A 13,487-nucleotide genomic window follows, 5' to 3' on the forward strand; every position below is an offset into this window, starting at 1 on the left:
AAAAAAGACCGGATATTCATCCAGTCCTCCGTTCTTGCTTCATTATTGGTTATCCAGTTCCTTTGCTTCTCTCTGAGCATAAGGAAGTACATGCTTGTACATTTTATATCCAGCCCAGCAGCTTCCAAGTCCAAGCAGGATGAAAAGCCCGCCGATGACATACGTCAGGGTACCAGGGAATAAATAAAGCTGATTGATCCCAAACAGGGCAACGAACAGCCCAAGGGCAATGCTTGCTTTAGCCGATAACCATTTCTTTTCCATCGGTCGTCGTGTTCTCACTTGTCTTATTTTATAAAAGACATAGAACGTAAACGTAACGACAATTAGTAATGCGAGAAAATACATAGTTTTGTCCTCCATCGTTGACATCTCTCGCTACTATTTTACAGATAACGGGGCAGAATGCCAAATATAAATTCCACTACAAAGGAGATTCCCATGAAAGAACAAATCCTGAACCTCATCAAACAATATGAAACGATCATTGTACATAGACATGTCCGCCCTGATCCGGACGCATACGGCTCCCAAGGAGGACTTGTGGAAATCCTGAAAGCTTCATTTCCTGAAAAGAACATCTATGCTGTCGGGAAAGAAGAGGAAACCCTTCATTACTTAAATCGTCTCGACGATATCGAAGACTCTGTTTTTGAAGGTGCCCTCATCATCGTCTGTGATACGGCCAACGAAGAACGAATCTGTGACCGCCGCTACAAACTTGGGGACAAGCTTGTGAAAATTGATCACCATCCAAACGAAGATGCTTACGGGGATCACCTGTGGATTGATACAACCGCAAGCTCCGTCAGTGAAATGATCTACGAATTTTACCAGTTTGGGAAAAATAAAGGGTTGACCCTGCCTGACTCAGGAGCAAGACTATTATTTGCCGGAATTGTCGGCGATACGGGAAGATTCCTGTATCCAAGTACGACCCAGAAGACGTTTGACATCGCGGGAGAACTGATCCGATATGATTTTGACCGGAATGAGTTATTCAATAAAATGTACGAAGTCGATTCCAACGTCACGAAGCTAAACGGCTATGTGCTGCAGAATTTCGAGATGGATCAGGATGGCTGCGGCATGATGGTCATGACGAAGGATATTCTTGAGGAGCATGCTGTCGTACCATCAGAAGCGTCCCTTCTTGTCAGTACGTTAGGGAACGTCAAAGGCATGAAGGCATGGGTCTTCTTTATTGAAGAACATGACCAGATTCGGGTTCGCCTGCGTTCGAAAGGGCCTGTTATCAACACGATTGCCAAAAAGTACAACGGTGGAGGGCATCCACTGGCGGCAGGCGCATCGATATATTCATGGGAAGAGAAAGAAGCGGTGATGAAGGATTTAAGAGAAGTGTGCAGAAATCATCGAGACCTATAAAGAGCCGGCGGATGCCGGCTCTTTTGGTTAAATCATTCAATTTACGAATCAGCTCCAGTCCAATGACTGGAGTATTTTTGTTTTCTCTTTTTACCATTTCCCCGAGAAATAGGCTTATGCATCAGTAACAACACCCAGTAAAATGACATAAAGTGTTGTGGATGATCCACTTCTTTGAAATGTAAAATAACAACCTTTGATTTGTCCATAGAGCCATAGGGTACTTTGTTTGGGAGGTTATAAGGATATGAATAATTTTCATAATGAACTTCAAGGTCTAAATATAGGTGATTTCCAGGCAACACAGCCCGTGTCCTGGGATCAGAACATGTACGATCCGAATGACGAACGGCTATTCCTTGGATTTGGAGGCTGTTTCGGGTTTGGTTTCGCTTGCTTCTTTAGCTGCTTTGGCTGTGGTGGCTGTGGTGGATGCTTCCGTTGCGGAGGCTGCGGAAGATGCGGCGGATGTGGAAGGTGTGGCGGCTGCGGTGGATGTGGGCGTTGCGGACGTTAATCAGCTTTTAGAATATCGCTTTCGAATGGACCCCTGTATGAATCGATACAGGGGTCTTGATTTTATACATAAGGGACAAATTGAAACTCATACGATGGTAATGACAGCCAAATTCTAGTGAGATTAGCGGGGGTTAGGAGGATCACAATGGAGAAGTTAAACCCTTCGATGCGTTTAAAAGTAAAGCGGGATACGTTTTATCTCCCTGAACCAGACAGAGGTGTGTATTTCAGGAATAACCTATGCTCTTTCCGTATGGAGGGAAGCGGGATTGATCAATGGGTGGAGAAGCTCTTGCCAATGTTCAATGGGGAGTATTCCCTTGCTTATTTAACGAACGGACTGCCTGAACCTTATCGTAACAGGGTGATGGACATAGCCGAGGTCCTGTTTAAGAATGGATTTGTCCGTGACATAAGCAATGACCGGCCACATCAGCTCCCGGAACACGTTATGAAGAAATTCGCCTCCCAAATCGAATTTGTCGATAGTTTGGCAGACTCGGGAGCTGCTAGATTTGAAACCTACCGTGGAGCCAATGTCCTGGCGGTGGGATCTGGTCCGGTTCTGTCTTCATTGGTTTCTTCTATCATTGAATCAGGATTGAAAAAACTGCAGGTGCTCATAACCGATGAGGAGCCGACGAACAGACGCCGGCTCATGGAGCATGTCGATCATGCCCGTAAGACAGATCCTGAAATAGAGCTAATGGAAGTTCGATTCAGTGATGGCGGGTGGCGGGAAACGCTGAAGCCATTCGATTCCATATTATATGTCACGCAAAAAGAAAACCATGAAGAACTGGACCTCCTTCACGTCATATGCAGGACGGACAAGAAGCTTTTTCTTCCCGCGATTTGCAGCAAAGGGAAAGGCATCGCCGGACCCATCATCCATCCTGATTCGGAAGCTGGGTGGGAGTCTGCATGGAGGCGAATCCACAATGAGGCATTGGGTAGAGAAGGTCACCATCCTGCTAAATCGGAAATCCCTGGAGCGATGCTTTCAAACATGATTGTCTTCGAATTGTTCAAAGAGATCACAGGGGTGGCAAAACCAGATCAGAGAAATCGGCTCTTTCTGCTGGACGCTGAAACCCTCGAAGGAAGCTGGCACTCCTTTTTACCACACCCGTTGGAATCAGGGCGGTTAGCAACAAAAGCTGTACAAAATCTGGAGACACGGCTTCAAGAGCTGTCAGAAAGAATTGATTCTGAAAAGATGCTGTATTTCTTCAGTCTCCTGACGTCTAAAGAGACTGGGGTTTTTCATATATGGGAGGAGGGGGATGCGAAGCAGCTCCCGTTGGCTCAATGCAGAGTCCAACCCGTCGATGGACTTTCAGAAGGTCCCGCAGATCTGCTGGATGAAATGGTCTGCAATGGCTTGACCCATGCAGACGCTCGTCGCGAAGCAGGGTTAAGGGGAATAGAGGCATACGCTTCAAGATTGGGAAGTCTGATGGTTCCCGAGCAGAAGGGTGAATGGATGGCTACCTGCACTGGGGCGACGTTTACAGAATGCGTATCTCGCGGACTCCAGCAGTGTCTGACGGAGGTGTTGCGGAGAAGAGAGTATGTTCAAAGTAGTACCGTTTCCCGTCTTCTTATAGATACCATTGAAGATGAAACTTGCCGGTTTTATCTAAACGCCTTAACCACAATGAGAGGAGTGCCTGAAATCGGAGTAGGAGAGTGCGTGACGGGATTTCCTGTCGTCTACGTTCGTGGAAAGAACGGCTGGTATGGTAATACCGGATACACCCTCACCATGGCGCTGCGAAACTCTCTACAGCAGGCTCTCTTTCATGCCCAGAATAATAGAGATGTATTTGACTCAAACCCTGTTGCTGTGGAAGTGGAGGAAAGGGCTGCAGAGGGAATCACCATCCCATCCATAGAAGACAAAATACAGCCTGAAGATTTGAGGGAAGCCATCCGCACCTTAAAACGAAATCACAAGCAGGTTGTCGTGTATGAACTGGATATGGAGCCCGTTTTTAAACAGGAGCTCGCAGGTGTGTTCGGTGTGCTGCTGCGAGAGGAGGAAGGGCAATGAGTTCTTTCGTAGTGATTGTGGGAGAAGGGATGCTTGCGAACCGAGTTGGTGCTCAATTGTCAGTCAGGTATCCCGTTTTCAGGCAAAAGAGTATTGATGAGAGCATCCCCTCCAATACCGATTTGGTACTTACACTGGATGATACATGGAATCCGGCTGTCCATCAGAAAGCAGAAGAGGTGATGAGGGGGACGTCGATTCCTTGGCTTAGGGGCTTTGTATCGTTTGGAGAGGGAATCATCGGACCACTTGTTCGATCCACTACACCAGGATGCTCACAATGTGCCGATATGAGACGACTCCTTGGAGGGAAGGAACGGCATGAGATGCGGGAGGTACAGCGGAAGCTCTCTGAAGTAGGAGGGATGACGACAGACCCGTGGGCTTCGAATTCAGGGTTATGGCACATGACGAACATCCTCATATCAGAAGCTGTCAGGATTCTTGAGGAAGATCGTGCCTATTCAGAAGGACGCGTTTGCTTCACCGACTTGAAAACGTTGAACAGCTCCTGGCACTCATTCGTTCCCGACTCACTGTGCAGTGTTTGCAGCGGGATTCCTAACGATTCGTCGGAATTAGCACATGTGTCATTGAACCCCAGCCCGAAAATCCATGCAGACAGTTTCCGCTGTACACCACTGGATGAGCTGAAAAAGGTGCTGATCAACGACTATCTGGATAACCGGACCGGACTCTTCAACAGTAAGATGTATGATCTGGTGACGCCTTTCGCCGATGCGAGCGTTAATATGCCGATGTTCTCCGGGGATGAGGGGACGGCAGGAAGGACACAAGTCTACTCAGACAGCGAGCTGACCGCCATCCTTGAAGGATTGGAGCGCCACTGCGGATTGGAGCCCCGGGGCAAACGGACCGTCATCCGTGACAGTTACCGGAACCTGGAGGAACATGCACTCGATCCCCTAAAAGTAGGCGTGCACACCGATGAACAGTACGCCATGCCTGGTTTCCCTTTTGAAAAGTTTGACCCTGACAGGGAGATGGACTGGGTGTGGGGGTATTCTCTAATCGAAGAACGGCCGATTCTCGTACCGGAGCTTCTAGCTTATTACAGTCTAGGCTGCGGATCATCGGGCTTTGTTTATGAAACGTCCAACGGCTGTGCCCTTGGCGGAAGCAGAGAGGAAGCAATCTTCTACGGCATCATGGAGGTCGTTGAACGCGACTCATTCCTTATGACCTGGTATGCAGAACTGGGTCTGCCTCGTCTCGATCCCCTTACGTCAGAAGACGAAGAGCTGCAGTTAATGATTGAACGGATGCGGACTGTGGCAGGGTACGATCTTTATTTGTATAACTCCACCATGGAGCACGGAATCCCAAGCGTCTTTGCCATGGCTAAAAACAGGAAGGAGAATGGATTGAATCTGATCCTCGCGGCAGGTGCCCATCTGGATCCCGTAAGAGCGGCAAAAAGCGCGATCCAGGAGCTTGCCGGGATGATGCTGAATCTCGATGAGAAATTGGAGAAGAACAGGGTGAACTTTGAAAAGATGCTGTACGATGATTCCCTTGTAAGGCAGATGGATGATCATGGCATGCTGTATGGACTCCCCCAGGCGGAAGAACGTTTCGCTTTTTTGCAGGACGACAACCGCTCTTTACGAAGTTTCCAGGAGCTCATTTGGAGAACGGAACACACCGATCTGACGGATGACCTGAAGGAAATTCTTGAAAGATTCCGAAGCCGGAACCTTGATGTGATTGTAGTGGACCAATCCGCACCGGAACTTGAAAAGAACGAACTGCACTGCGTAAAAGTCCTGATCCCCGGCATGCTTCCCATGACATTCGGGCATCATCTTACCCGTCTGACCGGCCTTGACAGGGTCCTCAACGTCCCGGAGGAACTGGGATATAAAGACCGGCCGTTGACATTTGATGAACTGAATCAGAAACCGCATCCGTTTCCTTAAGGACGAGGGAGGTGAGGAAGATGAGCCTGAACGAATTTCTGCACCATCTGCAATTTGATATCAATCGCGCTAACCAGCCTAACTGGGAAGTGGACTGGGAGGATGCGCCCCTTCCCTATAAGCTGTACCGGGGATTGCCGGCGATCCCATTGTCTACAGAAGTACCTCTGTCAATCCAGAGCGGACAGCCGCTCTTACAACCCGATGTAGAAAGAATCGGTCATTTTCTCTGGTACGCCTACGGAATCACCGGTGTAAGCCAGTCAATGTATCCTGAGGATTCCGAGGAATTTGATTCGCTCCCCATCCACTCCTATCGGCGGTTCGTTCCATCCGGAGGTGCGCTGTATCCGAATGAACTCTATCTCTATTTAAAGCTCGATGATTTGCCAGATGGAATCTATCATTATGATGCTGCCCATCATCGCCTCGTCTTACTCAGGGAAGGAAACGTCGATTCATATGTGGAGCGGGCACTCGGTAATCGCTGCGACATCTCGACGTGTTTTGCCACGGTCTTTGTGTCGGTGAGATTCTGGAAGAACTTCTTTAAGTACAACAACTTCTCCTATCGGCTGCAGGGGCTGGATACGGGCGTCCTGATGGGGCATCTCTTGGAAACGGCCAAAGAGTTCGGATTTCAGTCAGGGGTGTATGGTCAATTTCTCGATTCAGCAATCAACCTGTTACTCGGATTGACCGAGGAAGAGGAAAGCGTCTATGCTGTGATTCCGCTTTCGGTCGCTGCAACGAACTGGTCAGGAACAGGCAAAGTGAGGGAACGTGAATTCACTACTGATGAATTATGCCGGGAGATGCCTGCACTTTCTGTAGAACACTACGAAAGGTCTGAAAAGCTTAGGGAATTTCCAATGCTTTTAAGAGTGAATGAAGCTTCTCACATGCATACAACCGGTGTTTTTCGCACATTTGGGAAGTCATCGGTTCTGAAAAGCGGAGAAAATGAAATCCTTCTGCCGGAAATGGAGTCCCTTCCGTATGATTTCGTGGATGCCTGCAAAAATCGCCATTCACCGGAAATGGATTTTGTTATGGGGAAGGTCAGTCAGCAACAGCTGTCAGCCCTATTGAAACGTGCAACCCATTCATTTTCCCATAGAAGTGACGTAGACGACATTTTTAACGGGGAAAAGTCCCGTGTTTCTATTTACGTCTGTTTGTATAATGTTGAAGGCATCCCGAACGGCGCCTATGTCTATGACAGTGCCCGCCATTCCTTGCGGCAAATCGGCACCGGGGATTATCGTCTCCAGCTGCAATCTGGTCTGTCACTGGATAACGTCAATCTGCTTCAGGTGCCGCTATGCCTCCACATCATCGGAAACAAAAGTCACTTTCAGGAAATATATGGGTACAGAGGCTACAGAATGATGCAAATGGAAGCGGGAATGCTCGTACAACCTCTGTTATTGGCGTCTTCGGCTGTAGGATTCGGAGGGCATCCCCTTCTTGGAATTGATACAAAACTGACAGATGGAATTTATAAACTGGATTCTGAGAGTCTAACCACCTTAATCCAGATCCCGATTGGACCTTTTCGTGAGAAGGCGTGGATGAGGGGGAGTCTGATGAGTTGAAAAGGTGTCAATCTGCCTGTCGCTCTTCATGAAAGATATATGAGAAGTGTACAGGAATCTTCAATCATACGAAGAAGAGCCGGCGGTTGCCGGCTCTATTATTCGTTGAGATAAGAAACGGCAAATTGAAATGCCTTGATCCTTCTCTCGATGTAGGTTCGCTGTCCGCTTCCAGGCTTTGTTTTCTCAAGGAATCCAGGGAGCAGCAGCAATAAACCTTCCAATACTTGCTTCGCTTCTTCCAACTCCATATGGCTCACATCGAGCTCTTTTCCTTCCCAACGTGCAGTAAGCAAACCTTCACCTATCCTTGCTGCTTTCAGCCTCTTCTCAAGCAACTTTGTCTGCGAAGTTCCTGATTTCATAGAAGCAAGGGCATTTTCCGATTTACGGATGACCGACTGAAACGCTTCAATCGACTGCTGCTTTTCTTCCGGTGTTATATTTTCCATCTAGGCATCACCTCAATTCTCTATATGTAGTGTAACAGAATACTTTGATATAATGTTCCACAACGAAACCAAATCAGGAGTGTGACCAATGGAACCAAACGTCTTTGAAGAAATGGCAAAACGTTATGATACAGAAGAGCGGATGGAGCTGGCTCAAGTCGTCGTAAACGAAGTCAAAAAAGAACTGCAGGGAAGCACATCCAAAACGCTCATCGATTATGGAAGCGGTACAGGACTTGTTAGTTTATCACTGACAGATATGGTCAAATCCGTTCTGCTGGTCGATTCGTCTGAGCAGATGTTGGAGGTTGCAAAAGCAAAAATCATGCAAAGAGGAATTCACAACGCAGATGTCCTTTATTCCGATTTTACTCAGGGAACTCCGAATATGAAAGCTGACATCTTACTCATGTCACTCGTTCTTCTTCATATTCCGGATACCGTGCAGATCTTACAAGAGTTGTCTAACATTCTTCATGACGGAGGCAAGCTGATCATTGTCGACTTTGATAAGAACGAAAATATCAGTCATCCGAAGGTTCATAACGGCTTTGTTCATGAAGAGCTGAAAGATCAATTATCCGATGCGGGATTTAGATCCACTGAAATTAGAACATTTCATCATGGACATCAAATCTTTATGAAACAGGATGCTTCAATGTTTATAGCGAGTAGTAGTAAGTGAATCAGCATTACGAGTGTGGAGATGTCCATACTCGTTTTTTTGTGCTCTGATAAATCAAAAAAGACCGTAGTTCAAGGTTCTTATGCATGAACGCCGCCTCCACTCTTTTGATCCAAATTTAAGAGGTGAGAAAAATACTCAGACGTTCGTTTCTTATGATCGTGCTTTCCATATGACCTTCTCAGAGATGTATTTACTAGTTACTTAAAAAATGGTGCGTACACAAAAGAGGGTTTTGAAACACTCTTAATAGAAACACTTTTTAAAAACGATAGAATTAGAAAATAAAAGCTTTAGTTTATGCGTTAAATCGAGCAATTTTTAAAATAATAGGTTGATGTACAAGCAAAGTCCTTAATCACAAAATATATTGGTAGGTATAGATTAACATTTTTAGAAAGGAGTTTTTTTATGCACCATACTTGTGATGAACTAGCTAAAATTCTTCAATGTCAAAAAAACAGAACAGTGGCTTTGCTGCTTGGAAGTGGAGATATTCAAAATCTTGTTGTTAAAAAAGTTGAAAATGGAGTAGTTTCTGGTAAAGATTTAAACAATCCGCAGGCAGTCTATTATGTAGCTATTGATAAAATCGAGCGTATTATCACATATCCAGAGTAAGTTGAACCTCTTAAGGAGACTACTAGAACTTCTCAATGCAATTGAAGTGGTAATATGAAATATAGCAGGGAAAGTGAACACGAAATGGAGGGTGTAATGGACCTGAATTTCACTCTTAATGTATTTAGAATGAAAACCCCTAACCGTGAAATAGAGTGAGGGGTTTTCATTATTCTCATGAACTGTGGCAGATGAAGTTCGGGTAGGCAGGATCAAACTGAAGTCGACCCTGATTTCACTTAGATATTATCCATAACATTCATTGTTTTATTTTAATATTCCTATAAAATATTAATTGATATTTGTTTGTTAAATAGATGCATACTTTGGCTTTATACGAATGAGGGGGAAGGATATGTGAGAACGACCGTAGATAAAAAAGAAGTGGATTATGAAAGAGTCAAATTTTTATATGAGAATACGAGTACTAGTTACCTTGGCATTATCACAGTCATTATTTTTCAAAGTTTTTTTGTGTATAAATTTGTTTCACTACATATGGCTATCTCTTGGGTAGCAATCATGATTATTTCATATATTCCTAGGATTATTCTCACCTTAAAGATGAAGAAGGAAGGGATGACAGATTCAAGCTCACATGATGAGATATTAAAGTGGGAGAGAGTATTTTTTTATGCGAGTATACTTCCGTTTATTTCATTTTCAGCTGTTGTATTTATGCCTTTTGGAGAGAATTTATTAAAAGGGCTATTTTCAAGTTCTTTACTAATGATTGGCCTGCTAAGTGGCGGGATGATTCTATATAGTTTATCTAAAAAGGTTATTCTTCTATATCTCAACATCGTCTGTTCCTTTATTATAGTGAGGTGCCTGTCAGCGCCATCCTCAGAGACCATTGTATTGGCTATATGCATCCTTATTCTATATATCATGTTATTTGGAATGATCAAAAAGCAGTACGCTATGTTGCTCCAGAATATCATGCTTAAATTAGAGAATAGGAATCTATCCTTTGTCGATCCATTGACAAAGTTAGGAAACAGAAGATTTATGACTCTATTCTCGGATAAGATTTTCCTGTCTGCAAAGAGAAGTGGTAAGCCATTCTATGTCATCATCATGGACATCGACTATTTTAAAAAATACAATGACACATTTGGTCATCTAGCTGGAGATGAATTACTAAAAAAAGTGGCAGAAATTATAGTAAATCATGTGCGCAAAGATGAACTGGTGATACGATTTGGCGGAGAAGAGTTTATTGTTATTCTTCAAGATATTACCGAAGAGCAGGTCAAGGTAATATGGAAGAATATATCTGACTCAATAAAAAATGAAACGGGAGTAACCGTTAGTGGCGGATTATCGGAGTTTAGAAACCAAAGCAGCTTTAAGGAAGTGATTCGAGAAGCGGATGATGCCCTTTATCAAGCAAAGGAATCCGGAAGAAATAGACTTGAAGTACTATCTAACTGAGATTAAAACAATAATACATATGTCCTAGGTAAGTAGTTTAAGCCATCGTTTTTCTTCTATGATCACATCTCGTCCTGGATGGGATTCTTCAGGAAGTTCAGCCAAGGCATTTACAAATGCGCAACAGCGTTGATACCAAAAGAAAAAACACTCTTCAACATAAGAGTGTTCTTCATAAAAAGTGTTTAAGTGTCTACTAAATCTTTTGCAAATGAGGACAAGGATGTCACAAAATCGACTGTTCATGTGATAGGAAGTTTATATAAACTTATTGATGAGATACTTGCGGTTATTTATCGTCAGTTTGTTCACTACAACTTGTTGAATATAAAATTTGTACTCTGCAAAGAGTGTCGACCATGACCTCTTGGAATACTTGGGAAGCAACCCCAGTGAATGTATTACATAAATTAGAAACGTCATCAGCATAGAATTGAATAACATCAGCTGCAAATATAGGATAGACAGCATTCATACCCCCAGGAAATGGACGCTGCACCACTACTTCTTGAAAATAGGTGTTGCCTTCCAACGCAGCATTTACAAGGTGGGCGACTTCAAAAGCATCTAATCGACAAGGTATGGGAGAAACAATTTCTTGATTATAGATAACTACGACTGTTAACGTAACATTTCCAAAATTTTGTGATGGGGTAAGAAGTGTAGCCAGAGCCTGTGCTTTGTCGTAATCGTCCACCATAACCAATGCAAGGTATTGGTCTTGGACTGGAATTAATGGTCCCACCGTCACGAGTGGATCAGCCCCTATTGAGTATTTAAGTTGATTAAAATAAATAATCCATGGTGGTGAAAGTTCAGGTGCGTTTGGCACTTTGAATCCCTCCTAACATAATAGTATGATAAAAAAAATTTCTTAATCTATTATATGAATTAATAGATTGTTGGATTGGACAATTATATTAGTTGAGACGAAAATAAAAAATCACCTTTTTATCAAGTTGAAGTGCCAATCACCCACATAGAAAAACACTCTTTTTTAGAAAAGAGTGTTTTTGTTCGATTCATAAGAGGGGAGGTTAAAGCGTTAGGCTTATTAGGGCATAAACAATAGAATCCAAAACAAAATAATTACTATAAAAATGCCCTGAGACGAATTTTCTGTTCGACTCAGGGCACATGAAAACTACTTATTTTAATTCATAGCTGAAATCAAGGTGTAGAAGATCCGCTTACTGGATAATGGTCAGAGTAATCGGTATACGAATACGTTTTTCCTAAAGAAGTCACTGTCCATTCAGGCGATTTGACATTCAGGGCATTCACAAACCAAGAGCTCGGTTGTTTATGACTCTTTTCAACAAAGATATAATCTAAATATTGTGGCTGAAGGTTTGGATAGTTATAACCTGCGATTCCATTGGTAACAGGGTCCCAAGTGGAGGTGAAACCGGTATAGTCACTCGGCTCCATTACATTGAGATTTGTTAGCATGGAAGAATATTCTGAAGTGTCCTTTATCACATTCATATCTCCAGCAATATAAACCACTTCATCTGCTGGGATGTTTTTCTTTATAATGAACTCTTTTATTTCTATCATTTGGGACTTTCTGACGGATGCATCCTTACCAACCGAACAGCGTTCATCTTCGGATTGCATATGAGTACCAACTACATGGTAGAAGTGCCCATTTTTATTGATTTTCACATAAACAAATCCTTTATTTGAAAACCAATCAGCGCCGCAGCCTTCACTGTAAACATATTGAACCTTTTCAACGATTGGCCATTTACTGATGATGGCCACTCCGCCATCTTCAGGGGTCAGGTTTGAATAAGATCCCAGGGTTTTATCCCAGTTATTTTTACTCCGTCCAAGGACAGGGGTTTGATACGGATATTGCGTTGATAATCCATTTAACAGCTTGTTCGAAGCCTCGTTATCAAAGATCTCATTGAGTATGACCACATCCTGATTTTTTATGTAATCTGCCTTTGAAATAAGCTCCGCACGTTGCACTTGACCCCAATTTGGATAAAGGTTCTGTGAAAGCATATACACATTATGTGTCAAAAGCTTAAAATCATTTGGATAGTCTGTCTCTTCTGCTGCCACATTCGTGCTAAACATTAATGATACCATTAAAGCTGCCAAAACCAGTACGTTCATCTTTTTGCTCATTTTTAACTCCTCCAACCTTTAGAATTCCCTATAATCATAATGGAAACGCTTTAAAAAGAGGCTGGATTTACAGATGTTTAACACAATTTTACATAAATCCGTATAAAGCCTATAGGAAGACTACCTACCATGACGGTCTTCTTTTTTAGATTAAATAGGATAGCCTCCTGATGGTGGGGGCCATGCACCAAACATTCTGCGTATGAACACAATTTGCCCTAAGTGATAGGTATTATGAGAAGCTATATTACGTAAGATGTGTATCTTGGTTTCATTTGGTCTAATCTTCAGTGGTTCACCAAGATCTCCGTTTTTCGCTAATTGAACAGCAAGGTCTACTCCTTGTAAAAAAGTTTGAATCAACTTCATCCATTCATCTTGACTAGGAGCATTTGTGGCGTTTGGCCAACTTTCACTTGGATGAGAAGGCAGCTTTGGAACTTCTCCCTGAGCCACTTTCAATAAGAAATCCTGCCAATAATTCATATGACTCAGCAGTTGATAGATCGTGTGAGGTTGCCCTTCGATTTCTTTACCAGCCAACTCCCACCCAATATCAGGTAAAGCATTATGAATGGGTAAGTGTCCTCTTTCCCCTATAAGCGATTGCACTAACGCAGATGATATAGCATCTTCTAACATGATTAC

The 13,487-nt window shown here is 43.5% G+C and carries 13 protein-coding genes; 8 read left to right on the plus strand and 5 right to left on the minus strand.

Features of this window, described 5'->3' with window-relative positions:
* Positions 1 to 42: 42 nt before the first annotated feature.
* Positions 43 to 348: a YtpI family protein gene (locus LCL96_RS01455; RefSeq protein ID WP_224939720.1), complete on the minus strand. Its 306-nt coding sequence runs from the start codon at positions 346 to 348 to the stop codon at positions 43 to 45.
* A 93-nt stretch (positions 349 to 441) separates the two neighbouring features.
* On the opposite strand from LCL96_RS01455, the gene LCL96_RS01460 reads away from it, so the two are divergent.
* The 5 genes from LCL96_RS01460 (at position 442) to LCL96_RS01480 (ending at position 7,502) form a co-directional block, all read left to right on the plus strand.
* Positions 442 to 1,389, plus strand: a complete 948-nt coding sequence (locus tag LCL96_RS01460; protein ID WP_224939721.1) for a DHH family phosphoesterase — start codon at positions 442 to 444, stop codon at positions 1,387 to 1,389.
* 247 nt (positions 1,390 to 1,636) lie between these two features.
* Positions 1,637 to 1,906 (plus strand): heterocycloanthracin/sonorensin family bacteriocin, encoded by a 270-nt coding sequence (locus tag LCL96_RS01465; protein WP_224939722.1) that lies wholly within the window; start codon positions 1,637 to 1,639, stop codon positions 1,904 to 1,906.
* Between the two features lie 147 nt (positions 1,907 to 2,053).
* Positions 2,054 to 3,964 (plus strand): putative thiazole-containing bacteriocin maturation protein, encoded by a 1,911-nt coding sequence (locus tag LCL96_RS01470; RefSeq protein WP_224939723.1) that lies wholly within the window; start codon positions 2,054 to 2,056, stop codon positions 3,962 to 3,964.
* Positions 3,961 to 5,904 carry a TOMM precursor leader peptide-binding protein gene (locus LCL96_RS01475; RefSeq protein WP_224939724.1) on the plus strand — a complete coding sequence of 648 codons (1,944 nt, stop codon included), beginning with the start codon at positions 3,961 to 3,963 and terminating at the stop codon, positions 5,902 to 5,904. The genes LCL96_RS01470 and LCL96_RS01475 overlap by 4 nt, the downstream gene beginning before the upstream one ends.
* A gap of 20 nt (positions 5,905 to 5,924) precedes the next feature.
* The gene (locus tag LCL96_RS01480; protein WP_224939725.1) at positions 5,925 to 7,502 is read left to right on the plus strand and encodes a SagB family peptide dehydrogenase; all 1,578 of its coding nucleotides are present in this window, start codon (positions 5,925 to 5,927) and stop codon (positions 7,500 to 7,502) included.
* Positions 7,503 to 7,600: 98 nt separating this feature from the next.
* Here LCL96_RS01480 and LCL96_RS01485 read toward each other — a convergent pair whose 3' ends face one another.
* Positions 7,601 to 7,954, minus strand: a complete 354-nt coding sequence (locus tag LCL96_RS01485) for a hypothetical protein (protein ID WP_224939726.1) — start codon at positions 7,952 to 7,954, stop codon at positions 7,601 to 7,603.
* Positions 7,955 to 8,042: 88 nt separating this feature from the next.
* Between LCL96_RS01485 and LCL96_RS01490 the strand changes: the two genes are divergently transcribed.
* The 3 genes from LCL96_RS01490 to LCL96_RS23570 all read left to right on the plus strand — a co-directional run bounded on the left by LCL96_RS01490 (position 8,043) and on the right by LCL96_RS23570 (position 10,697).
* Positions 8,043 to 8,639, plus strand: coding sequence for a class I SAM-dependent methyltransferase (locus LCL96_RS01490; RefSeq protein WP_224939727.1), 597 nt, complete (start codon positions 8,043 to 8,045; stop codon positions 8,637 to 8,639).
* A gap of 411 nt (positions 8,640 to 9,050) precedes the next feature.
* Positions 9,051 to 9,260 carry a hypothetical protein gene (locus LCL96_RS01495; protein WP_224939728.1) on the plus strand — a complete coding sequence of 70 codons (210 nt, stop codon included), beginning with the start codon at positions 9,051 to 9,053 and terminating at the stop codon, positions 9,258 to 9,260.
* Positions 9,261 to 9,617: 357 nt separating this feature from the next.
* Positions 9,618 to 10,697 carry a GGDEF domain-containing protein gene (locus tag LCL96_RS23570; RefSeq protein WP_224939729.1) on the plus strand — a complete coding sequence of 360 codons (1,080 nt, stop codon included), beginning with the start codon at positions 9,618 to 9,620 and terminating at the stop codon, positions 10,695 to 10,697.
* Positions 10,698 to 10,986: 289 nt separating this feature from the next.
* On the opposite strand, the gene LCL96_RS01505 is transcribed toward LCL96_RS23570, so the two are convergent.
* From LCL96_RS01505 to LCL96_RS01515, 3 genes are all read right to left on the minus strand, one after another.
* The gene (locus LCL96_RS01505; RefSeq protein WP_224939730.1) at positions 10,987 to 11,529 is read right to left on the minus strand and encodes a hypothetical protein; all 543 of its coding nucleotides are present in this window, start codon (positions 11,527 to 11,529) and stop codon (positions 10,987 to 10,989) included.
* Positions 11,530 to 11,867: 338 nt separating this feature from the next.
* The gene (gene sph, locus LCL96_RS01510) at positions 11,868 to 12,839 is read right to left on the minus strand and encodes a sphingomyelin phosphodiesterase (RefSeq protein ID WP_224939731.1); all 972 of its coding nucleotides are present in this window, start codon (positions 12,837 to 12,839) and stop codon (positions 11,868 to 11,870) included.
* A gap of 150 nt (positions 12,840 to 12,989) precedes the next feature.
* Positions 12,990 to 13,481 (minus strand): DinB family protein, encoded by a 492-nt coding sequence (locus tag LCL96_RS01515; protein WP_224939732.1) that lies wholly within the window; start codon positions 13,479 to 13,481, stop codon positions 12,990 to 12,992.
* Between the last annotated feature and the right edge of the window lie 6 nt (positions 13,482 to 13,487).

This window comes from Rossellomorea aquimaris, assembly GCF_020172085.1.
Classification (GTDB): domain Bacteria; phylum Bacillota; class Bacilli; order Bacillales; family Bacillaceae_B; genus Rossellomorea; species Rossellomorea aquimaris_E.

What these genes read in the sequence shown, in the direction of transcription:
- LCL96_RS01470 (WP_224939723.1), top strand. Translation starts at nt 2,054, where the DNA reads ATGGAGAAGTTAAACCCTTCGATGCGTTTAAAAGTAAAGCGGGATACG.
- LCL96_RS01485 (WP_224939726.1), bottom strand. Translation starts at nt 7,954, where the DNA reads ATGGAAAATATAACACCGGAAGAAAAGCAGCAGTCGATTGAAGCGTTT.
- LCL96_RS01490 (WP_224939727.1), top strand. Translation starts at nt 8,043, where the DNA reads ATGGAACCAAACGTCTTTGAAGAAATGGCAAAACGTTATGATACAGAA.
- sph (WP_224939731.1), bottom strand. Translation starts at nt 12,839, where the DNA reads ATGAGCAAAAAGATGAACGTACTGGTTTTGGCAGCTTTAATGGTATCA.
- LCL96_RS01455 (WP_224939720.1), bottom strand. Translation starts at nt 348, where the DNA reads ATGTATTTTCTCGCATTACTAATTGTCGTTACGTTTACGTTCTATGTC.
- LCL96_RS01515 (WP_224939732.1), bottom strand. Translation starts at nt 13,481, where the DNA reads ATGTTAGAAGATGCTATATCATCTGCGTTAGTGCAATCGCTTATAGGG.
- LCL96_RS01495 (WP_224939728.1), top strand. Translation starts at nt 9,051, where the DNA reads ATGCACCATACTTGTGATGAACTAGCTAAAATTCTTCAATGTCAAAAA.
- LCL96_RS01465 (WP_224939722.1), top strand. Translation starts at nt 1,637, where the DNA reads ATGAATAATTTTCATAATGAACTTCAAGGTCTAAATATAGGTGATTTC.
- LCL96_RS01480 (WP_224939725.1), top strand. Translation starts at nt 5,925, where the DNA reads ATGAGCCTGAACGAATTTCTGCACCATCTGCAATTTGATATCAATCGC.
- LCL96_RS01475 (WP_224939724.1), top strand. Translation starts at nt 3,961, where the DNA reads ATGAGTTCTTTCGTAGTGATTGTGGGAGAAGGGATGCTTGCGAACCGA.
- LCL96_RS01460 (WP_224939721.1), top strand. Translation starts at nt 442, where the DNA reads ATGAAAGAACAAATCCTGAACCTCATCAAACAATATGAAACGATCATT.